We start from the raw sequence: 21,933 nt of genomic DNA on the forward strand, positions 1-21,933 counted from the left end.
GCTTTAAATTATAATATAAGTTGGCTACGTCTACCTACTTTCTTCGCTTCTTCCAGTAAATACTTTTTATCAATTTTACGTAGGTGTATGTTAATCGCTTTTCCGGTGTTGTCCTGTCCAATCAACTGAACGGTACTGTCTGATGCCTGTACTTCTGTGAAAGAAAATTTAGTCAACTTGTTCTGTGTTTGTAAGGCAATAAGCGCAAGTTCTCCATTATTGGATTTTTCACAACGATAATACCGTCTTGCGCCATTACCGGCAAACTCATAAGTTCTGTCTGCATCGTCCCGCGATATAACTTCCACAGGATGCATAGCAGGTTTTAAACGGGTTCTTGTTTGTATACTCAGCGTTGGCCACTTTTCAATGACCACATTTTGCCAACGTACATTATTTTCGTCCCCATAATCCAATTCCTTTCCATCGTACACGAAAGAACTTACGTCATAAAAGCCTTCCTTCAACAAGCCGGAAGCGGTGGGAAGCTGGTAACCTCCCGCCTGGTATTGGTCAAAAGCCTTCTGTCCATACAGCACTACAAATAACAATAGAAACCCTACTTTTAATACCTTTCTTCCGATCACCCCGTATTTTGTTTGATATTTAGGTTTAAATCGGACAGGAACTGCAGTACGTTCAAGCGTGAGTAGCGTATACAAACGAGGGGCATCATAAGCCAATAAAACAAGTGCGAACTGGATCAGATACAGGCTATAAACTGCCTCTCCCCCTTCGTAGGCCAAATTGGAAAGAAACACATTTCCCGTAAAGCTCAGCAGAATGAACGTTCCGACAAAAACTGTTTTCCGATACAATAAGAGAAGGCCCGCTATAATCTCCACCAAACCCAAAAAGCTTTCAAAGGAAGGAGCCACACCCAAGCTGAGTGAAAAGATTTTCCATGAAGAAAGATCACCATAAGGCGTATTCAAATCGCTCAAAGTAGGTGCCGGCGATTGCAAGGGAAATAGCTTTAAAAAGCCATAGGCAATTACACCCAAGGCTAAACGATAGCGCAGGATCACCCGAAGAAAATAATACCAACGATCATAATTACGCGGTGTACGGCGATCAAAAAAACTCCATCCGACAGTGCCAATAAGCGCTGTGGCCGCCAAGATTGCCCAATCAACAAATGTATTTAAGCCCCAATAATCGCCCGAATTGTAAATCGAAAACAACTGCGGAGTATATCGGCTCACATTGAAGAGATCGGTCAATGTTGGATGAAGCCAATCAACCGTGAAGACATGCCTCCAATATTTCCAATCAAGCGGTAAAGCTTGAAGTAAGAGATAGATAAAAAGGAAGCGGAAAATGATCTTTTCAAAATCGCTCCAGTATGATGATTTCTCAATTGCAGAATTTTCCATCGTGTATCATTATTTTAATAACCTGGATTTTGTTCCAATGCTTTATCCACTAAAATCTGTTCAGCTGGTAAAGGCATCAATAAGCGATTGGCATCGCTGATATTCAGTACAGTCTGTGCTCTTCCCGTTCTCACGAGATCAAACCATCGATGAGCCTCCAGTCCAAACTCCAATCGCCGTTCATTTTCAATGGCCAATAAGACATTATCTCGCGTACTCGTCGTAGTAGGTGTCAAACCAGCACGATTACGTACTGCATTCAAGTCAGCCATTGCCTCCTCCAATTTTCCCAACTGGGCGTAGGCTTCAGCGCGAATTAAGTATAATTCAGCTATCCGTATAACATAGGTAGGATCAGTAGCGGGACTGCGGTAGTAGAGATTGCCATACCATCTATTCTGATTATCTTTCGCCACAAGAGCACTACGTGAACCGCCGGTAGTTGGATCGTTCACTAAATTCACAAACGTAGTATTCGGTGCCCATTGGCGTGTTCCGCCATTTTGCTGCGGTTGCCACTGCCCTCGATGCGGGTTCAATTCATTTGCATTATAAAAAATTTCAAAAACCGATTCACGCGTACCTGTCACTCCATCTGCAAAAAACGCATAATATGGGCTTAACAAGCTATAATTCGTTTGATCAATGATCAATCGGCTTGCATAATCGACTGCCTGTTGCCAATCTCCCCGATAGAGAAAATAACGCGCTTTCAAGGCCCATACGGTTTTTTTTGTGGCTTGAAATCGATTGGTTGTTTCTTGTAATAATTCTTCCGCTTGATTTAAATCAGCCAGCACCAGATTATACGTGTCTGCCAGTGAACTACGCATAACACCGGCATTATCCGTAGGACTTGCAGTAGGTTCAGTAATCAGCGGTACACCGCCCCAAGTACGCGCTAAGTCGAAGTAAGCAAGTGCGCGAATAAAATAAGCTTCCCCTGCAATTCGTCTGCGAACGTCGTCGCTAATCACATTCTCTGCCAATTCATTCACATTCTTAATCACCTGATTCGCTCGATTGACCGCAACGTAGATTTCCTTCCAAGTGCTGGTAATCGTTGCATTTTCGGCATTTACCTGATGATTAATAAACTCTTGTACTTGCGACTGAGAACCTGTCCATTGAACATTATCCCCTGACAAATAGGCAATCGACTGGAAATCTACGCTGTAATAAGTTCGTAATGCGCTGTAGACACCATTCAAAGCCGCATTTGCAGAAGTTTCGTCCACGATAATATTATCACCTGAAATGGATGCTTTTGGCTCAACATCCAAAAATTTATTGCACGAAGCCGTGGTCATTATAAAGACAATAAAAGCTATATTTTTTAATCTATTCATGAAAAATCCTTAAAGCGTTAGATTAATCCCTAATTGAAAACTCCTTGGTTGGGGAGGTGTTCCCAAATCAATACCTTGCTCGTTTGGATCACTACTAGCCGCAGCTTCCGGATCCAAGCCTGTATATTTCGTCCAAGTAAACAAGTTGTTTCCCTGTAAATAGACCCGTAGGCGATCCAAATGCCAACGATCTGTGATGTGTTTAGGTAAAGTATAACCAATGGTCAACGATCGTAAACGGAGGTACGATCCGTCTTCCAGCCATCTACTGCCGCCATCTTTATAGTTATTGACATTCACCCCGTCCGAGCGTGGCACATCTGTGATATCTCCAGGCTGCTGCCATCTATCCAGATTGGAAGCGAAAATGACCCTTGCCGCATCACGTGCTCCACCCGCTTCTCCAAAGAATCGATTATGATTATAAATCTCGTTACCATAAGAGAATACGAAAAAGATAGTTGCGTCGAACCCTTTAAAGGTCAAGTTGTTCGTAAGGCCGCCATAAAAGTCAGGCCAGATACTACCCATAATTTTCCGATCCGCTGTTGTGATCCTACCATCGCCATTGACATCTTCATAAACCACATCCCCAGTTTGCGGATCTACATACAACTGATTATACACCCAAAAGGAGTATAAAGGATGCCCTTCCTGGAAAAGAATAAGGTCGCGACTGCCATAGTTTAATGGATTCTCCAACTTTTCAATTTTATTGACGTTCCGAGCTATATTAAAGGAGGTTTGCCACGAAAAATCTGTTTTTCGAATGTTCCGACTTACCAATGCAAACTCAAACCCTTTGTTACTAATCTCGGCGGCATTGCTGGTATAACTATCATAACCTGTTGTTGCTGCTAATGTGACCGGAAGCAAACCATCTTTTGTATATTTACGATACCAGTTGAAAGAAATATCCAATGCCTGTTTAAAGAGCGTTGCATCGAACCCAATATTCAACTGATCCGTTCGTTCCCAACGCAGTTCCCTATTTGCCAGTTGCTCTGGTGCTATACCGGGAACACCTTGGTAAGAAGAGCCAACACCCGACCAAAGTCTTCGAGCCGCAAAAGCACCGATTCCATTTTGGTTGCCGGTGCTCCCATAGCTTGCGCGAATTTTCAGGTCATCCAGGTAAGCAAGCGTTTTCAGGAAATTTTCTCGTTTAATGCGCCAAGCGGCCCCCACAGCCGGAAAGTAACCCCAAGGATCGGCTGAACCAAAACGCGAGGAACCATCAGCTCGCAAAGAGAAATCGATCAAATATTTATCATCAAAAGCATAATCAATTCTTCCAAAAAAGGAAGCCAGATTGTACTTCTCCCAATCTTGGCTACTTGTAGTAGTAGCCGCGGAGGAAATTAATTTAAAGTCATTGCTGGCAAACCCGCGACCAGTTGCTGAAGTACGTTTAAGTGTAGAACCCTGCAAGGTATTGCCAATCAGTACACCGACGTCGTGTCGTTGATTGATTTTTTTTCGATAGGTCAGTGTTTGTTCATTGATCCAAGTCGTTGATTGCCCGACAGCTGATGTCGCCAGGCCATTTGGACTACCTGCGATCAGCAAGTTATTCCAATACTCACTTTCATCGTAGTTATTATAGTCGAGACTGAAAGTAGAACGAAACTTAAGGTCAGATGACAGTTGGATATCCGCATAAATGTTTCCAATATAACGCAGACTGGTACTGCTCACATCATAGTTTTCCAGCAAAAGTGTAAGATTATCGAATCCTGCTCTCCCGACCAGAACACCTTGATCATTATAAGGAGAAAGATAAGTTGGTGTATGCAAAGCGGCCTGTAACAAACCACCCTGAGGACCATCGCCTGCACGCGCCTGATTTCTACCCGTTCGTCCAATCGTATTACTCGTTCCAATTTGCACGCGCTCACTAATCTTCTGATCTAGGTTCACCTTGAAACTAAGTCGATCGAAACTGATTGGTTTAAGAATTGATTCCTGGCGATTATATCCACCACCTATATAATACCGAGTGTCAGTCGACCCGCCACTAATGGAGAGGTCTGCATTCGTTAGGGCAGCCGTGCGGAAGGCCTCCCCTAGGCGATCATACGTTTGCTGTTCTGCTGGTAATCCCCTGCCGGCGACGCCATTGACCACATCGCTCACTGGACGAAAGGGCTCTGGTTGGCCAATGTTCCGGTAATACTCATTTACTAAAGTTGCATGTTCGGGGCCCGTTGTGAGCTCCCAAAGCTTCGCCGCTTTGGCTATTCCTTGTGAAAAATTGAACGCTACTTTCGGCTTTTGATTAAAATTACCGCGTTTAGTTGTAATAATAATCACCCCATTTGCACCACGGGAACCATAAAGTGCCGTTGCCTCTGCATCCTTTAAAACTTCAATACTCTCAATATCAGCCGGATTGATATCCGCAATGGGCGAAGTCGCTTTTCCTCCCGTATTAACCGTTTGTAGGCTATTTGTATTTAGAAAAACGCCATCAATAACATACAGTGGATCGTTGCTAGCATTAATTGAGGTAGCTCCTCGTAACCGTATATTTACTGCTTCACCAGGAACACCTGTATTGCTGGATATCTGAACTCCTGACACCTTACCTTGCAATTGGGCATCAAAACCACCTGCTGGAATATCTTTACTTTCAGCAGGGTTCACTTTAGTGACCGAACCAATTAAGTTTTTTCTTTGTTGTGTCGTATAACCAACCACCACTACATCGTTTAGCTGATTGAATCCAGGTGTGAGTAAGATTTCGATTTTTGACTCCGATACGATTATTTTTTTCTTTTCATAGCCGATATAAGAGACTTCAAGCGTATAAGGGAATTTTTGTCCGGTAACAAAACCAAAGCTTCCTTCCTCATCTGTCGATACGCTATGCGTGGTACCTTCTATATGTACAAGCGCCCCGGGTAAAGGTTCCTTTGTGATTGAATCGAGCACTTGTCCCTTCAATGTGGAATTAATAAGTGGTTTAGTTTGCTGGGCAGCTAGCCGTTCAGTAAAAAAAATAAGAAAAAATAATGAAATGAGGGATGGTACGAATCGTACCGTCCTCTTTTGTGTTTGCATAAAAAAATGGGTTAAGTTACAAGATTGATCATGCAACGCCAATTGATCATGATCAACGATTAAAAATCCTATCGTTTATTTACACTCCCAGCATCAACATCGAAAAGTGAAAGCATGTAAAATTTTTGTGTTCATAATCATTCAATTTAAAATTTAAGACTGCGCATCTTTGGCATCAAAGTTACAAAAAAAATGAAAAGAATATAATATCTACCTATTTTATATACTTTTATTACAAAACAGACTCAGAAAATCCATACGGGTCTAAAGAGCTATGTGGAAAATATCTTTTAAAGCACATTTGGCGGCATGAAAACCACCCATACCATGCACACCACCTCCAGGAGGTGTAGATGCCGAACAAATATATAGGCCTTTAGCGGAAGTACGGTAGGGAGAAAAGCGAAGTGCGGGCCGTGTAAAAAGCTGTCTCAAATCCAAGGCACCGCCATTTACATCTCCCCCTATGTAGTTTGGATTATAGTTTTCAAGGTCTTCCGTGTTTGTTAAAGAGCGAGCCAGTATCAAGTCGCGAAATCCAGGTGCGTAGCGTTCGATCTGGCTTTCTATCTGCTCAGACATATCCCTTGTTGAGCCATTAGGTACATGACAATAACCCCATGCCACTTGCTTTCCTATGGGTGCACGTGAAGGATCGAACAAGCTTTGTTGTGCAAATAGCACAAACGGCTTCTCGGCATGTTTTCCTTGTGATACGAGTTTTTCCGCATGAGCAATTTCTTCAAATGTATTGCCGATATGTACTGTTCCTGCCTGCCTACACGATTCAGCAATAAAAGGTACAGGCCCATCCAATGCCCAATCTATCTTGAAAAGCCCCGCCCCGTAACGATAACGATTGAGTTGTTTCTTATATAAAGGTGTTAAACGATGCCCTGCTATTTCAAGCAACTGTTTAGGTGAAGTGTCAAAAAAAATTGCCCGTGTTTTAGGCAGCTGTTCAAGCGACTTAATCCAAATTCCCGTTTCAATTTTTCCCCCCAATGCACAAAAATAAGCGGCCATGCTTTGCGCAAGTTGCTGACTGCCACCCCGCACAATCGGCCAACCACTGTGATGGCCTGCCATTGTCAATACTAAAGCAATCGCCGAAGTAGTGAGCTGATTAAAATCCAAAAGACTGTGCGCTGCCATCCCGGCGAACAAAGCCTTCAATTCTTTTCCCTTAAAACGTTTAGAAAACAAGCTAGCCGGAAGTGCTGCCTGCAATCCAAAACGTAAGTACTTCCGGGGGTGTTTGGGAAATCCCAGGGGGCTTAATATATCTTGTACGATGTCGGGCCAAGAAGCCACCAATGGTTCCACAAAATCAGCGTAATATTGTTTATCAATATTTAGTGTCTCTGCTGTCTGTGTAATATCTTTATACAAGGCCGCAGCAGTGCCTCCATCGAGTGGGTGGGCAGCTAAAACCGTGGGATCTATATAGTGTAAACCATAGTCAGCTAAAGGTAAATTCCTGAGGAAAGGAGAAGCAGCAGCCATTGGGTGTACTGCTGAACAAATATCGTGGATAAAACCGGGTAAAGTCAGTTCAGCGCTCCGCATCCCACCTCCAATATGATTCTTCCCTTCAACAATCAACACCTTTAAACCTTGCTGTTGTAATAAGATAGCCGCGGCCAAGCCGTTCGGCCCCGAACCAATGATCACCGCATCGAAATCCGTATTAGGCATTTACGACTCCTTCCTTCGGGGCACGACTTAACCTATTTATTGGTTGTTGATCTTCATTCATTTAACAGACTGTATCGAGTTTTTCGCTAAACTAATAAAAATCTATTAAATGAGTATACTTTTTTACAGTTGTCGAACTTTCGTTCAGGTCTGCTGCCTAATATACAGAATTCAAAAATGATCAAAGCATGCTCTTTTAACCATTTGTGCTCTATCCGGTCCCACAGAAATGTAGGCAATCGGCACCATAAGTGCTTCTTCCAAAAAGGCTATATAATCAATTAAAGCGGTAGGCAGTTGCGACTCTTCCCGAGCCGAACCTACATCTCCCCAACTTTTAAATTCTTTAAAAACAGGTACGATCGCATCGCTTTCCACCAGTGTCGATGCATGATCAACACGCTTTCCTTCCACCAAATAATGCGTACATAACTGAATCGTTTCCATTGCACTCAATACATCAACTTTGGTGATGATTAGTTTGGTTACTCCGTTCAACATAATTGCGTATTTCAAGGTGGGAAGGTCTAACCATCCTGTCCTCCGCGATCTTTTGGTAACAGCACCGAACTCATTGCCTACGGTCCTTAACAACGCAGCGCTTTCACCTTCCATTTCCGTTGGAAAAGGTCCATTTCCTACCCGCGTACAGTAGGCTTTAAAGACGCCATATACATCACCTATCTTGTGCGGGGCAATGCCCAAACCTACGCAAGCACCGCCTGAAAGTGCGTTTGATGAGGTTACAAAAGGATAAGAACCATGATCTAAATCTAATAACGTAGCCTGGGCGCCTTCGGCCAATATGCTTCCCCCTTTGTTCAAGATGTCATTAAGCACCAACTCCGTGTCAATGAGCGGAAATTTCTGTAAAACACGGATGCTTTCCATAAACTCTTGGTAATATGCTTCCAGATCAATTTCTTTAGCCATGGTCTGGGGGAGTTGATTCCTATGCTCCTCCATCAATTTTCTACAACGTACTTCAAAATTAGGTTGCAAAACATCAGCAACACGGATGCCCTTTCGAAGAACTTTATCAGCGTAAGCCGGTGCAATTCCCTTTTGGGTAGACCCGATTTTCCGTTCACCTAAACGTTCTTCAGCCAATCGATCCAATAGGCGATGCGTTGGCAAAATTAAATGAGCCTTTTTCGAAATCGACAGATTTTGCCAGTCGCTGACCCGGTATCCCGATGATTCGAGAACTTCCAATTCGTGCCGTAAAGTCATCACATCCAACACAACGCCACTACCGATTACATTGTGAATTTCCTTCTTGACAATTCCGGAAGGCAAGACACTAAGTACTATTTTTTGACCATCAAATTCTAAGGTGTGGCCTGCATTTGAACCACCATGATATCGGGCTACGGCCTGATATTGAGAGGAAAGAACATCAACAATTTTACCTTTACCTTCGTCTCCCCACTGAAGACCTAAAACAACATCTGCTTTCATATAAATGGATTAACTAATTACGGTTCAAATTTGACCTCTAATTTTTGAAAATCCATTGTCATTTGACAAGAAGGCTTCGGTTAGCTTATCTTTCTTCGAATGCGACTTAAAGACGATGGTGTAATACCTAGGTAGGAGGCCAACATAGATTGAGGAATACGATTAGCTAAGCCCGGATAGTGATTAAGAAAATGTAAATAGCGTGTTTGTGCATCTTGTACCAACATATTGCTAGCCGCCTTCATCTTATTCTCTAAAACAGTTGCGTTCAGCTTTACAAAAATAGTTGACCAATTCGGAAGTTCATGTTCCAGCAGTTCAAAATCTTCTCTTTTCAAAAGATAAATACGAGCATCCGTTACTGCTTCAATATACTCCGTAGAGGCTACTTGGTCTATGAACCCACCAATATCGCCTATGAATCGCCCCTCATAAACAAAATACCTGGTAAAATCATCTCCAAATTTATTGTAATAACAGGAACGGAAGATTCCTTCGCGTACAAAACCTAGGCTCGAGCAGATTTTACCAGGTTCAACAAAATAGGCTCCTTTTTTGACCGCAGTTTCTTTTACAATTCGCCCTACAAGCTGTTGGCCCTTATTTGTCAGACCTTCAAACTGCATAAGATATGCCAATAGTTCTTCCATTTTATAAAGGTAGTGAGCGATTCGGTAGAATCCATTGCCAATTGGCAAAAACTTAAGCGTTCCCGAGGTTATTTTCTGATCAAACCATTGCTATCAGTTTGCTTCGGGTTACGATCAGTACAGAAAATAATCTGCGTAAGCTCAAGAAAATCGAATCATTTAATTGCTTACTATCACCTAATCGTAACTTCGTTCCTGTCTAACCGTTTGCGCTTCTTATTGAATAAATTTATCTTTATGTCGTGTTAAAGGTTAATTTATTTTATCGACAACACCAAATTGTGTAATTTGATATATTACTTTCTTAATTCATGTATAGCTTCTACTTAAAATTAGACGAGCTATGGGAAGCTATGGCGAATCGTAACGATCAACGGTAAAGCTTTGTATATGTAACAAATAAGAGCCCTCAATGACCGAATTTTCAACGTCTCTCTTTATTATCATTCATCAGGATATGGTGATTGCACATGGATTTCGTCTGGAAGATTTATGGAATAATTTCCGCAATTATCTTGGTAGTCAGCAGCACACGGATAAATTAAACAAGATAATAGCCGCACAAGGTGATATGATCAATAACATCGTTGCCTTCTCTTTTATAATCGACGGTAAAGAATATTATTTTCAGCGCTTGGAAAAAAGTACGGGAAGCTAAGGTTTTATCATGTTGTTAAAGCCGGCGTATGGTGCTATAACAATTTTTGAAAAGTATATTCTTTTCCCGACAATGTCAATTTAAAAATCCGCTCTTTTTTAAATTTGCGATAGAAAAAATCAAAATTTCTGGATTCTCGCTCTATTTCTTCGAATTTTCGCACAAAAGCCCGAAGATTCGTTTCAAAACAAATCGCTTCTCCATTTCGTATAACAATATATAACGCTTTTAAGCCTTGCAACATGGTAACAAAAATATACACTTTTTATGCAACTATGTATGAATAATGTTGTGATATTTTTTAATATGCAACATTATATGTTTATATTTGCAAACCTATTTACGAATCATAAATGAGCATCTATGAACTTGCTGAACAATTAGGTTTATCCGTTTCATCTGATAACATTGCCGAAATCCCTATTATCATTTTAAACGAGCATCTATTTATTTCAGAATCAAAAACTTACAATATGTTCGATCTCAACAACACGCTTACCATGGAATGGCGCACAATTTCGGCCTCGTCCCTCATGAATTATTGCTTTTCCGTATGATCCGGTCCTACATCTTACCTATTATCTCCTGATTAACAAAACATAATAAACTGTCTATCAGGAGATAAAACAAATTAAGTTTAGAATTGTGTGCTTCTGTTTCGATACCTTTCATTTTCGGAACCAACAATAAATTTCACATTAATTTTCTCATTTTTTCACAAAGAAACTATTGATAACCTATCAATACAGGCTTTGATGGCGTGGGCATCAAGAGAATGTCGATCGAATGCATATAATTTTCAACTAGTTGTCCAAATTACTTCGCTTAATTGTCCTATTACAAAACATACATTATGGAAACGTTAAAAGACAAGGTTGATATAATATGGTTTCTTTGCCAGCAAATTTCGTATGAAACTTTTAAAGCAACGGAAGCAAAAACTTCAATTGATAGTAGGTTCATGTCAAATAACTCACAAAATGTGTTCAAACCAAATAGCAGGGACAAAAAGAACCGTTAAGGCCATAATAACTGAAAAAAAGCTGGTTTCATTTGATAGTTGAGGGAAAATAACATCTAAAAAACTAAGGATTTCGCTCAGTTTCCATCATTTGGATAAAAGAGTTAAATAAAATGCAAAACCCATAAAAAACCCATCCCAGAGAAAGGGGATGGGTTCTACTAATTGAATTGGACAAGTTGGGCAACTTGTTTTGAAGTCGTTTAAAGATAAAAAGCTTGTATTATAATGACATTAAAGCGCTTGTAAATTACGATAAACTTTGGTGTAGAGGTGTATCTCCTGCATCATTTCCAAACGAAATCGGTGATTTATATGCCAAGCAGGGCGCATCCAAAAACTGTCATAAAAATTTCAAAAACAACTGGACTACCTAGACATTTCTTTCTGGTACCTCAAGACTTTAAACGGTGGTAATACCTTTGTACTCATTAATAGATAGGCAATGAAAAAAATTCATCCACTTGCACAGTTACTACTTAGACTTTCCCTAGGCATTGGATTTATACTTCCTGTGCTCGATCGCATTGGATACTTAGGTGCACCAGGTGCGGCTAACGTAGCTTGGGGAGATTGGACTCACTTTGTTCGGTATACGCATACGCTAATGCCTTATTTTTCGGAACCAGTGGCATCCTTCTTTGGTTTAATAGCAACTATTGGGGAAGTTTTATGCGGTAGTCTGTTGATTGTAGGTTACAAAACGCGACTGGCAGCATACGGTAGTTTTATACTCACCTTGCTATTTGCGTTCAGTATGTTGATCTTCCTAAGCTACAGAGCTCCCTTTAATTATTCCGTATTTGCGGTGAGCTTTTCCAGTTTAATGCTCGCGGGTCAATTCGACTTTCCGTGGAGTTTGGATGCCTATTTTAGAGACCCTTCGACTTAAAAAAATGCATTCACCCACTGCAATTCATTTTCATAAATATTTAAATTCAATCATATGGCAAATAGACTAAATCTCAAACAACTTATTCCAGATTCCTATCAAATCTTGATACAGCTATCAACTTTTGTAGCAAACACCGGGATCGATAAATTACAACAAGAACTCATCAAAATCAGAGCATCGCAAATTAACGGTTGCGCTTATTGTTTACATATGCATAGTAAAGAGGCATTAAAACTTGGCGAAGATCCTAAACGATTATATGTGCTAAGCGCCTGGCGGGAAGCAAAAAATTGGTTCAGTAAAGAAGATCAAGTCATTTTAAGACTAACGGAGGAAATCACATTAATCGCTCATCAGGGATTGAGTGATCAAACTTACGCCGATGCCATCGATCTTTTTGGAGAAGAAATGACCGCAAAATTAATCATAGCCGTAATCAATATCAATGCCCTTAACCGCATTGGAGTTAGCCTGCAAATGCATCCATTGTAGCCACAGTCAATTTGTAGACGCTTTGTAGATGCGAATAGAAGAATTCGTAGATTCCTTGTGAAGTGCAGCTGTACTATATACTCGCGGATTATATTCACTTTTGGTATATTGAGTTAATGAATTTATAAAAAAGTTATATTGACGAACGATTTTATCCGCGAAGCGTATGAGTAGAAAAGATTTAAAACATGGATTCAGCATGGTAGACAATGCCTTTATTTTGCATTTCGATCGTGAAGTTTATCGTAAATTTTATCCGACAATTGATTTCGCTAGCTTTCAAATAATTGAGAGCAATGATTCAACTTTCCATTATTTTCGAGACAAGAATCATGTATACTTAGAGAGTTTTATGAATCCATTTACGATTCTTCCAGAAGCAAACCCGGCAGATTTCAAGATTTTGGACTTTAAAAATGGAATAGCAAGTTCAAACGGTCATGATTATGTATTTGATCAAAAAGTACCCTATCGTTTAAAAGAAGCAAAAGCACTATCCGAATACTATCAGCAGGTTAATGATAAAATTTATTTTAACTATTGCAAGGAGGTGAAAGGTGTTGACCCAAAAACGTTTGAAGTCTTATATGGTGAATCTGTAAAAAATGTTGCCAAAGATAAAAATCACGTTTACTTTCGAGAACTCATTGTAAATGAAGCAGACGCAGAAACCTTTCAATTTTTGGACGCATGTTTTACACATACGTACTATCGAGAATGTGATCATACCTATTATGCAAAAGATAAAAATTACGCATTTTACGTTGATACAATTGACAAAGCATTCAAAATCATTAAGACAAAGAGCCTAGATCAATTTCGTTTTGAAATAGTCGATGAATTAGGTTATGGCATTGATGACCGATATCAATATTTATTTGGAAAAAGAAGCTCCTTAAAGCGTTAAAAATTCATCAATTATTCTATGTAAATTTAGGAATAATCCAAGCTTCCCTTTTTAAAGGGCCGTTTAAAAAAGGCCAACAAGCTATTCCATACGTGTCGAAAATAGTAGACCAGATTTTTTTTAAAAGATTTTTTTTCTCCCGGAATTACATAGGGAGCTGTTGTTATCACGCCGGTTTTTAAAGCAAAAGGTTCGATCCTTGATTGCTTCTCTACCACCACAATCGAATCATAATAATGTATAGAGTTTACCGAGCGTGTAAAATCATCTACCTTAAGTGATTTTTCTTTCGAGTGAAAAGCATTAAGTTTATCAATTAAGTTTTTTGAATATTCAATAAAGCTTCCTTGTCGATTATGTCCACCTCCGTACTTAAGCCAATAAGAAGTGTGTACATCTTCACATAAATAAACGCCATCACTTTTGATATGTGAAAAAAGTTCTTCGTACGAAACGATTTGTTGCAGCATTGTATGCCCGCCATCATCGATCAAAATATCGATTGGCGGTATTTGTTGTTTTACACGACTCAAAAAGGTACGGTCCGTTTGAGAACCGATAAAAATCTGTATATTTTCTTCTTCGACTTCCTTGCAGTTCGGGTTGATATCTATACCATAGATCTTGGCACGATCACCGAAATAGTCTTTCCACATTTGCAAGCTGCCTCCATGCAAAGTTCCAATTTCAAGCAAAACAATCTCCTTGTCTCGAAATCGACTGAAATGCCTCTCATAGACATCAAAATAATGTTGCCATTTGTAAATAACGCGGTTTGTATTGGCGTGGAAATACTTCTCCAAATCGTTCATATCAGCTATTTATTAATGAAACGTTATTTATGGGTACAATATTCTTTTCGTCTCTTATTTTTTACTATTTTCTAGTTCAGATTTTTCATTTCCTAAAAAACAAGCAGAAACTTACCTCCTGAAGAGGCAACAGATATATCTTGCGATTCTCAATAATTTCTATCTACCGACATTTTTCTTTACCGATAAACAGCTGTTAATTGTTTTTGTAAATTGCGGCGAGCAGAAACAGACTGCCTTTTAAAATCAGTCCATCTAGCTTCCACACCGATTCCTCCTTTATAGTTAATAGCTTTCAGCGCCCTTAAGTAAGCAGTAAAATCGGTTCCCTCTACCCCCGGAGGGGTTCGATTAGCCGGCTCGGCGATCTCGCAATAAAGTATATATCGCTGAACCCGGAACAACTGTTCAGCCGATTCACCTTCCTTCAACATATGATAAATATCGGCGTTTATACCAAAGTTAGACATATCAACTTGCTCTGCTATAAGCAACGCCTCTTCTACAGTATTAATAAAATTCGTTTCGTCGCTATTCAGGTTTTCCAAGGCTATTTTTACATTATATGCAGCTGCGCTTGCTGCTAATTTCTTGCATAACGCGACAAACTGCTCCCTAGCTTCCTCCCGATTATATCCATCCGGAATTTTACGGGCGGCTCCACTTCCAAAAACAACCATCGATACTTTTCTTTCCTGTGCTCGTCTAAACACCGTGTCAGCATAAGCCACCAATCCCTCCACATCCACCTCAGGACCGACGCATTTTATATTGGCCGGGAGAAAAACATTACATGCATAAACAGGCAGTGCGTATATCTTATCATTTTTGGTTAGATGGGTGTTTAAATAGGCAGAAACTCCGGGTACAACGAAATCAAAACCGGCATTACGCGCATCATATTGCTGTTCTACCGAGATACATACGCCTACTTTTGGGATTACTTGTGCTTTTACCGTTTGCATTAGCATATTTGAAGATAAGGCGATGCACCAGAAGATCGATGCCATAAAATTAGTTGTATACATCATTTGGATTTATTTTGTTCTTTTAGGTAAAAGGTTGATTTCCGGTCATTCCAACTGATCAAACGAATAATAATTTAGGAATATGTTTATGAAGGTACAAAAAAATTATGATCGATTTTTGAAAAAAGGGGTATATGTTATCATTAATTTGTTACAGACTCGTTCTAGGCCAAAAACAAGTCTAGCACGAAATTTGTCCTAGCTCGAAAAAAATAATCTATGACTTCAAAAGAGCTCGTATTATATATAGAAGATGATATCAATATGCAGATCCTACTTTCCGATATCCTAAAATATGAAGGAATTGGTGTTATCGTTGATAATGGAATGAACATCGCTAAAATCTTAGAAGAAAATAACGTACGCATGATTTTCATGGACGAAAACCTGGGAGCGTATAGAGGCAGTGATCTTTGTTCGCAAATCAGGACATTTCCCGCGTATGATCATATCCCAATTGTAATGATTTCCGGAATATGGAATATCTCGACAATTGCCCAAAACTGTGGTGCACAACATTTTATACGCAAACCCTTTGACATGTATGACGTAATATCCACGTTAAGTACACACTATGTATATAACCGACCAAAGAACTCATGTTAAACAGCACCATTTTCACCGCACTTTTTCTATTGCTTGCGTTTACCGGCTCAGCACAGGTTTATGACCTCGTTATGAAAGATCATAAAGAAAAAGCCAAAGAGATGTTCTTTCATCTGTTAGATGAAGTATCTGATAAGCTCTCGGATACCACATTGACACCGGAGCAGCAGCGCAATTTATTTAATCCAATAGTGGATTATACGAAGAAAGAACAATCGAAATATAAAGAAATACGCACCACGTATCTAAAACAAACTCCGTCTCCTCCTGAAGTGCTGAGCAGTATTCGTTTTCACCATTTAGAAGACAGTAGTTTCACAAAAATATTAAGCGATCCGAAATTTATAGACGTAACCTTATTTCAATGTTATAGGCCCGTGGAAATAGCTGGTATTATTAATAACATAATCCAGCCCTCAATTTATCAATCCTCCGGAATAAGTACCAGAGAAGCGAGCATAGCCTATATGTTCGGACGGCAAGCTTTCGCAAGAAATCTTCAAGACGATACCTGGCAAATCTGGCTTGCCAACCGAGCGTATGTGATGCGATTTGTTCTTGACTTAAACGGCATGCATATGAGCAAATTGGAATATAGCCTTCCAAATACACCTTCCTATTTGAAAATACAGCTCCCGTTCATTTCTCACAAACAAGCAAATGAACTCGACAAACTTTATCAGGAAATGGATCAAATTCGTTGGGATACCTATTCGACAGACCTATTGCAAAACATGTTGCCAGAAGTTTGGCAAGATAGTATTAATCAAGGCCTTCGCTCATTTTGTGCAAAAAATCAGCAACGGTTTCTAGGTGTCAGAAAAGAAGTGCTTCAGGGGTTAAAAAAAGGGTTCAAATTAGATACCCACTGGGAAGAACTTCGAGACCTGTCAACTACAGAACAGCAGCGATTACAACAAGCTTTACAACTTAATATTATCCAACCTGATGAGGCTGCTTATCAACTTTTTTCCTTTACTAATGGTATTGCACCGTTCAATGAAGACATCAATGAAATAGGAAAAAATGCAATGGCTGGTTTCCGACACTATTGCCTAAGTAAAAAAGACGAGCAAACCTGGCAAATTCAATCTAAAGGATACACCATTGCATTTGAGTATTGTTGGAACATCAAAACAGGCACGTTTTCCAATCTAAAAATTTTCAAACAGAAAGACGGGATTTCCCCGCTTTAAAATCCGCTTGGCAGCATCCGAAGACACAAGCAAACCGGCAGTCATCATAATAATGTCTTTAAGCACCAATCGAACGGCACCAGAGAGATAGGGAAAACCATGTTGAAGCGTCGGAAAGTCTCCACCAAGAAAAACAGTTAATTAATCTCCATTTTGCTTTACAAAGAAGCGTTCACGGCTTGCTTCAATTCTTGATCATTTTTATCAAGGCGATACATCATACCATCATGTTGGAAAAATCCTAATTTTCAATGACATCAGGAGATGAGCGATGTTTTTTCCATTTGAAGCGGTGTGTCCAATAAGCCACCTTCATCGTTAAAATCCCAATTCCAGCTCCCAGTAATACATCGCTGATATAATGACGATTATTGGCCATGCGTAATCCACCCACACAGGAAGCAGCGCCATAGGCCACGTAGGGCATCCATTTATAGGTAGAACCGTATTCTTCCGTTAAAAAAGTAGCAGCTGCGAAGGCTTGTGCCGTATGACCTGAAGGAAAGGAATTATATGTACTCCCATCCGGACGCAAATTATGGAAGGAAGATTTGGCGGTAAAGACAAGAGCAGACATCATCAGTTCACCTTTCAACAAGATAGCGGAACGATTGATAAAGTCATGTTTGGCATGGTAACCATATGCATCCATCGTATAGACAGCCGCTATCGGCGCGTATTGCAAGTAATTATCAATACCTGTATGAAAATTGGCAAAATGTTCATTACGTTCTTCCACAATTTCCATTTTTAATGATTCAGGGCCATTTGAATTGGCCAAAAAACCGCTGAGCATAAGCCCAATAGGTGCGTATAATTGTCTTGTGTGAAAGCTTACAAACGGTTGTTGTAAATAAAAGGGCTTTATTGCCGGGATCGTTTCATTATACTTTCCCTCCCGGGTATATTGGCTCCACTGTGCGGATACATTGGATATACCGAATACAGACAGCCATAACAACAATCTTATTAGATTCCATTTTTTCAAAAACATGGTTGCTCTTTTGTTTGTACCCACAAAGCTCCATGTCAATTCTGTAGAAATTCTGCTTTAAATAAAACGCACGTAAAAATAGTGTTTCTGATTTTCAAAGGCATAGCGCACAGACCAGCGCAAGCTGGCACAGGTTTCATGAACGATGGCCAATCCCAAACCCGTTCCACTTCCTTTTACGGAAGTAAAACGTTTAAAAAGTTGATCGCTATCCAAGGCTTCTTTTCCTGAATTGGCAATGACAATTGTCGAAGGGTCCAAACGAATCAGCAACCTACCTTCTTGGATATTATGTCGGTAAGCATTGGAAAAAAGATTTTGTAACAGAACTTCTACCAGTACGCGATTGGCGCGAACTGATACATCTTGCGTGATATTGGTTTCGAGCTTTATATTTTTATCACTTTGATGATCACCTAATAACTCCATGAGATCGTTGATAAGCCCGCTAAGATTAATGATTTCCTGCTGTTCAAACTGCTTATTATCAATTTTTGCGAGCATAAGCAAATTTCTATTAATGCGCGATGTACGCGTCACAGCAGCGCTCAACTCACGTATCAATTGATGTTGATGAGACGAAAGGTTTTCTTCCTGAAGAAAAAGATCTAGTTTAGACTGCATAATAGCCAAGGGGGTTTGTAGCTCATGACTTGCATTCTCCGTGAATTTCTTTTGTTGATTATAAGCTGAAATGGAGCTAGTTATCAGTTTATCGAGATTATCATTCAATTCTGCGAACTCAGCAATGTCAGTAGGTGTGAAAGCAACGGCTTGGTGTTTGTTCAGGTCAAAATCTTTAATCTTGGTGAGACTATCATAAAAAGGACGCCATAATTCACGCGAAAGTCGACGGTTCAATAATACCAGACCGATTAATAGTAAACTCGAAAAAAGCACCGTCAGAATTGTTACCGTAACTATGATCAGATAGCTATCCTCACGACCTGCCCTTTCTGTTAGTATAATATTATGTTCATCCAGTTCATACTGCAGTAAAGCGCTGAATATAAAATAATATATCGGTATACTACAACATAGTACAATAGCAGCATAGATAAGCAATTTATTCAACGAACGGTTCAGTAACTTATTCATACTTCCCATTTATACCCTGTTCCATAAATCGTTTTCAGGTAGTTATCACCACCAAATTCGCTCAGCTTCTTTTTAAGGTTCTTAATGTGCCCGTAGATAAAATCATAATTATCCAGCATATCTGCGAAATCACCCGATAAATGTTCAGCAATTGCATTTTTTGAGATTACCTTGTTCTTATTACTGATAAAATATACTAAAAGATCAAACTCTCGTCTGGTCAATGTTATTTCATATCCATTTACTGTCACGATTCTGGCAAGAACATCCACCATAAGGGCTCCTTGTCGGATAAGGTTTCTGCTCCCCAGCTGGCGTCTACGAATAACCGCATATATTCTCGCTGCAAGCTCCGAGAGATGGAAAGGTTTGGACAAATAATCATCAGCCCCGATAGTGAGTCCCTGTAAGCGATCTTCCAATGAACCTCTGGCGGAAATAATAATCACGCCGTCATCTTTACCACTTTGCTTCAACGTTTCCAAAATTTTCAGCCCATCCCCACCCGGTAATGTTAGGTCAAGTATAATGCAATCATAGCTGTATTGATTCATTTTAGACATTCCTTCATCATAAGAACATGCCAGTTCACAGCGATACTGTTCTCCGGAAAGATAGGTGGAAATCGCCTTAGCCAATTCCATTTCGTCTTCAATAAGCAGAATTTTCATTGAATGTGAATCTCATTACTTCAAAGATACGCATCCAATTCTGTTTTTTTTCTGTAGCAACATGTTGCTCATTTGGTGCGTAGGTTTCCGTACACTTTTCTCCTTTCCTTAAATGCCCTTACTCCTATTGTTAAATGATGTTAAATCAACGTTCGATAAAGGCTTTTATTTTAATTTCGGTCTAATGGAAAGTTATAGACTTTTTTTTGTGTACCTTATGCTTTTGCTGACCACAAACGGATTATATGCCCAGGCGACAAATGGATTAAGCGGTACGGTGGTATTAAACGATGTACCTACTGATCTTAAATTAAACGTGGGTGATGTCAAAATCAGTAATTTAGCAAAAAAAATCTCAACAACGGCAGATCAGCTGGGTAATTTCTTTATTGAGGCACGAATAGGAGACTCATTAACCATATACCTTCCAGGCATACCAAAAAAATATATTCAGGTAAAAAGTTATGAGCACATGACCGTTTACTTAGACAGTACAATTCTTTTAGATGAGGTTAATATTGAGGCCGTCATGAACAATCGATATTCATTGGAGGCGACTGCAATTGAATATAGCAAGAAAAATAGCATATATTTTGGGGGAAGACCACCGATAGCATTGCTATCTCCGTTTGACGGGAGCCCAATAACTTTTTTCCGCGAACTTCTTGGCAAGGATGGGAAGAAAGTCAGGAAATTTAATAGATATATCCATCAACAAATTGAATTGAATGAAATTGATACCAAATTTAACACCCAAATCATAAAACAGGTCGTGACCATTGAGGACAATGAAATTGAAAAGTTTAAAATAACCTATAGGCCAACCCTAGAAGAAGTTAAAAAGTGGACAACGTATGATCTGTATGATTATATCAAACGATCTTATCAGGAATTTAAGAAAAGTAACTAGGTGATAAGTGAGCCTATCTTCATGGGTATAAGCAACCGTACGGGACATGTCGGCAGCTTTCTTCACCAAGATAATTACCAAAAAAAATGTGCACATTGTAGGATATCAGCCGAATCAATCAGCATTTAGGATACAACGAAGCCCGATTTGGAAACATCTAATTTTCTGTTTCTATTCAATTTTGCATGGTAAGATTTTAGATTTTAATTGTAAAACCATGTCAAAAACAATTTTTATTACCGGCGCATCAAGCGGATTAGGAAAGGCCGCGGCCAAACTGTTTCAATCAAGGGGTTGGAGTGTCATCGCCACCATGCGAAATCCGGAAAATGAAACAGAATTAAACCAATTGAAAAACATCATACTGTTACCTCTCGATGTTACAGATGCGGAACAAATTAAATCAACCGTTGAAAAAACCTTAGTACAACACGATATTGATGTAGTTTTCAATAATGCAGGCTACGGATTAATGGGTGCCCTAGAAGGCCTAAGTGATGGAAAAATCCTCCGTCAGATCGACACCAATCTGTTGGGTGTAATACGTGTAACACAAGCCTTTATCCCGCATTTCAGAAAAAATAAAAAAGGGCTATTTATCAGCACGACTTCAATTGGCGGATTTATGGGTTTTCCATTGAGTTCCATTTATCACGCCACAAAATTCGCATTGGAAGGTTGGTCTGAGAGCATGCATTTCGAACTAAAAAAATTTGGCATCAGTATCAAAACCGTTGCTCCCGGTGGTATTTTAACTGATTTTGCGGGGCGGTCGCTCGACATGAATACGCACGCTGAATATCAGGAAATCGAGACCAAATTGTTTGCCGGTGTTGACGAAGCCTTCAAATCGGCATCAACCGCCGAACAGATTGCAGAAGTTGTTTATGAAGCGGCAACAGACGGTAAAGATCAAGTACGTTATTTAGCCGGTGCAGATGCCCATATGTTTTATTCCAGGCGCATGGAAATTGGGAAAGAAGCATTTATACAGGAAATCGGGAAACAATTTGCGGGGTAAACTGTCTTTGCTTTTGTAAATTTGTAA

The 21,933-nt window shown here is 39.8% G+C and carries 20 protein-coding genes and 1 pseudogene; 9 read left to right on the forward strand and 12 right to left on the reverse strand.

What is annotated here, in order from left to right; genetic code table 11:
- Nucleotides 1-8 precede the first annotated feature (8 nt).
- The 6 genes from RYH73_RS09740 to RYH73_RS09765 all read right to left on the reverse strand — a co-directional run bounded on the left by RYH73_RS09740 (nucleotide 9) and on the right by RYH73_RS09765 (nucleotide 9,597).
- Nucleotides 9-1,376, reverse strand: coding sequence for a DoxX family protein (locus RYH73_RS09740; RefSeq protein WP_335313228.1), 1,368 nt, complete (start codon nucleotides 1,374-1,376; stop codon nucleotides 9-11).
- Nucleotides 1,377-1,390: 14 nt separating this feature from the next.
- Nucleotides 1,391-2,725, reverse strand: coding sequence for a RagB/SusD family nutrient uptake outer membrane protein (locus tag RYH73_RS09745; RefSeq protein ID WP_335313229.1), 1,335 nt, complete (start codon nucleotides 2,723-2,725; stop codon nucleotides 1,391-1,393).
- Nucleotides 2,726-2,734: 9 nt separating this feature from the next.
- Nucleotides 2,735-5,788, reverse strand: a complete 3,054-nt coding sequence (locus RYH73_RS09750; protein WP_335313230.1) for a SusC/RagA family TonB-linked outer membrane protein — start codon at nucleotides 5,786-5,788, stop codon at nucleotides 2,735-2,737.
- 264 nt (nucleotides 5,789-6,052) lie between these two features.
- Nucleotides 6,053-7,486: a phytoene desaturase family protein gene (locus RYH73_RS09755; protein ID WP_335313231.1), complete on the reverse strand. Its 1,434-nt coding sequence runs from the start codon at nucleotides 7,484-7,486 to the stop codon at nucleotides 6,053-6,055.
- Nucleotides 7,487-7,657: 171 nt separating this feature from the next.
- On the reverse strand, nucleotides 7,658-8,947 hold the full coding sequence (locus tag RYH73_RS09760; protein ID WP_335313232.1) for an adenylosuccinate synthase: 1,290 nt from the start codon (nucleotides 8,945-8,947) through the stop codon (nucleotides 7,658-7,660).
- Nucleotides 8,948-9,027: 80 nt separating this feature from the next.
- Nucleotides 9,028-9,597, reverse strand: a complete 570-nt coding sequence (locus tag RYH73_RS09765) for a Crp/Fnr family transcriptional regulator (protein WP_335313233.1) — start codon at nucleotides 9,595-9,597, stop codon at nucleotides 9,028-9,030.
- 412 nt (nucleotides 9,598-10,009) lie between these two features.
- Here RYH73_RS09765 and RYH73_RS09770 point away from each other — a divergent pair, with 412 nt between their 5' ends.
- The 5 genes from RYH73_RS09770 (at nucleotide 10,010) to RYH73_RS09790 (ending at nucleotide 13,570) form a co-directional block, all read left to right on the forward strand.
- Entirely contained in the window at nucleotides 10,010-10,255 is a 246-nt protein-coding gene (locus RYH73_RS09770; RefSeq protein WP_335313234.1) for a hypothetical protein, read from the forward strand.
- Nucleotides 10,256-10,608: 353 nt separating this feature from the next.
- On the forward strand, nucleotides 10,609-10,812 hold the full coding sequence (locus tag RYH73_RS09775) for a hypothetical protein (RefSeq protein ID WP_335313235.1): 204 nt from the start codon (nucleotides 10,609-10,611) through the stop codon (nucleotides 10,810-10,812).
- A gap of 909 nt (nucleotides 10,813-11,721) precedes the next feature.
- On the forward strand, nucleotides 11,722-12,168 hold the full coding sequence (locus tag RYH73_RS09780) for a DoxX family protein (RefSeq protein WP_335313236.1): 447 nt from the start codon (nucleotides 11,722-11,724) through the stop codon (nucleotides 12,166-12,168).
- Between the two features lie 54 nt (nucleotides 12,169-12,222).
- Complete coding sequence (locus tag RYH73_RS09785) at nucleotides 12,223-12,663, forward strand: carboxymuconolactone decarboxylase family protein (protein WP_335313237.1); 441 nt, start codon at nucleotides 12,223-12,225, stop codon at nucleotides 12,661-12,663.
- A 166-nt stretch (nucleotides 12,664-12,829) separates the two neighbouring features.
- Complete coding sequence (locus tag RYH73_RS09790; protein ID WP_335313238.1) at nucleotides 12,830-13,570, forward strand: DKNYY domain-containing protein; 741 nt, start codon at nucleotides 12,830-12,832, stop codon at nucleotides 13,568-13,570.
- A 26-nt stretch (nucleotides 13,571-13,596) separates the two neighbouring features.
- Here the strand turns inward: RYH73_RS09790 and RYH73_RS09795 are convergent, their stop codons facing one another.
- Both RYH73_RS09795 and RYH73_RS09800 read right to left on the reverse strand, forming a co-directional pair.
- Entirely contained in the window at nucleotides 13,597-14,382 is a 786-nt protein-coding gene (locus RYH73_RS09795) for a class I SAM-dependent methyltransferase (RefSeq protein WP_335313239.1), read from the reverse strand.
- Between the two features lie 179 nt (nucleotides 14,383-14,561).
- Nucleotides 14,562-15,413, reverse strand: a complete 852-nt coding sequence (locus RYH73_RS09800) for a sugar phosphate isomerase/epimerase family protein (protein ID WP_335313240.1) — start codon at nucleotides 15,411-15,413, stop codon at nucleotides 14,562-14,564.
- Nucleotides 15,414-15,629: 216 nt separating this feature from the next.
- On the opposite strand from RYH73_RS09800, the gene RYH73_RS09805 reads away from it, so the two are divergent.
- Together RYH73_RS09805 and RYH73_RS09810 are read left to right on the forward strand one after the other, a co-directional pair.
- Entirely contained in the window at nucleotides 15,630-16,016 is a 387-nt protein-coding gene (locus tag RYH73_RS09805; protein ID WP_335313241.1) for a response regulator, read from the forward strand.
- Entirely contained in the window at nucleotides 16,010-17,212 is a 1,203-nt protein-coding gene (locus RYH73_RS09810) for a TraK family protein (RefSeq protein ID WP_335313242.1), read from the forward strand. The genes RYH73_RS09805 and RYH73_RS09810 overlap by 7 nt, the downstream gene beginning before the upstream one ends.
- Here the strand turns inward: RYH73_RS09810 and RYH73_RS09815 are convergent.
- The 4 genes and pseudogenes from RYH73_RS09815 to RYH73_RS09830 form a co-directional block, all read right to left on the reverse strand.
- Nucleotides 17,171-17,302, reverse strand: a pseudogene (locus tag RYH73_RS09815) (hypothetical protein); the annotation flags it as partial. The gene RYH73_RS09810 and the pseudogene RYH73_RS09815 overlap by 42 nt on opposite strands.
- Before the next feature lie 151 nt (nucleotides 17,303-17,453).
- Nucleotides 17,454-18,206, reverse strand: coding sequence for a phosphatase PAP2 family protein (locus tag RYH73_RS09820; protein ID WP_335313243.1), 753 nt, complete (start codon nucleotides 18,204-18,206; stop codon nucleotides 17,454-17,456).
- Between the two features lie 57 nt (nucleotides 18,207-18,263).
- A complete protein-coding gene (porY, locus tag RYH73_RS09825) occupies nucleotides 18,264-19,304 on the reverse strand; it encodes a sensor histidine kinase (protein ID WP_335313244.1) in 1,041 nt (346 codons plus the stop codon).
- Nucleotides 19,301-19,975 (reverse strand): response regulator transcription factor, encoded by a 675-nt coding sequence (locus RYH73_RS09830; protein WP_335313245.1) that lies wholly within the window; start codon nucleotides 19,973-19,975, stop codon nucleotides 19,301-19,303. The genes porY and RYH73_RS09830 overlap by 4 nt, the downstream gene beginning before the upstream one ends.
- 184 nt (nucleotides 19,976-20,159) lie before the next feature.
- Here RYH73_RS09830 and RYH73_RS09835 point away from each other — a divergent pair, with 184 nt between their 5' ends.
- Together RYH73_RS09835 and RYH73_RS09840 are read left to right on the forward strand one after the other, a co-directional pair.
- Nucleotides 20,160-20,885 carry a hypothetical protein gene (locus tag RYH73_RS09835; RefSeq protein ID WP_335313246.1) on the forward strand — a complete coding sequence of 242 codons (726 nt, stop codon included), beginning with the start codon at nucleotides 20,160-20,162 and terminating at the stop codon, nucleotides 20,883-20,885.
- 217 nt (nucleotides 20,886-21,102) lie between these two features.
- A complete protein-coding gene (locus tag RYH73_RS09840) occupies nucleotides 21,103-21,906 on the forward strand; it encodes an SDR family oxidoreductase (RefSeq protein ID WP_335313247.1) in 804 nt (267 codons plus the stop codon).
- Nucleotides 21,907-21,933 lie beyond the last annotated feature (27 nt).

Origin of the sequence: Olivibacter sp. CPCC 100613 (assembly GCF_036959255.1) — a bacterium.
Lineage (GTDB): Bacteria > Bacteroidota > Bacteroidia > Sphingobacteriales > Sphingobacteriaceae > Olivibacter.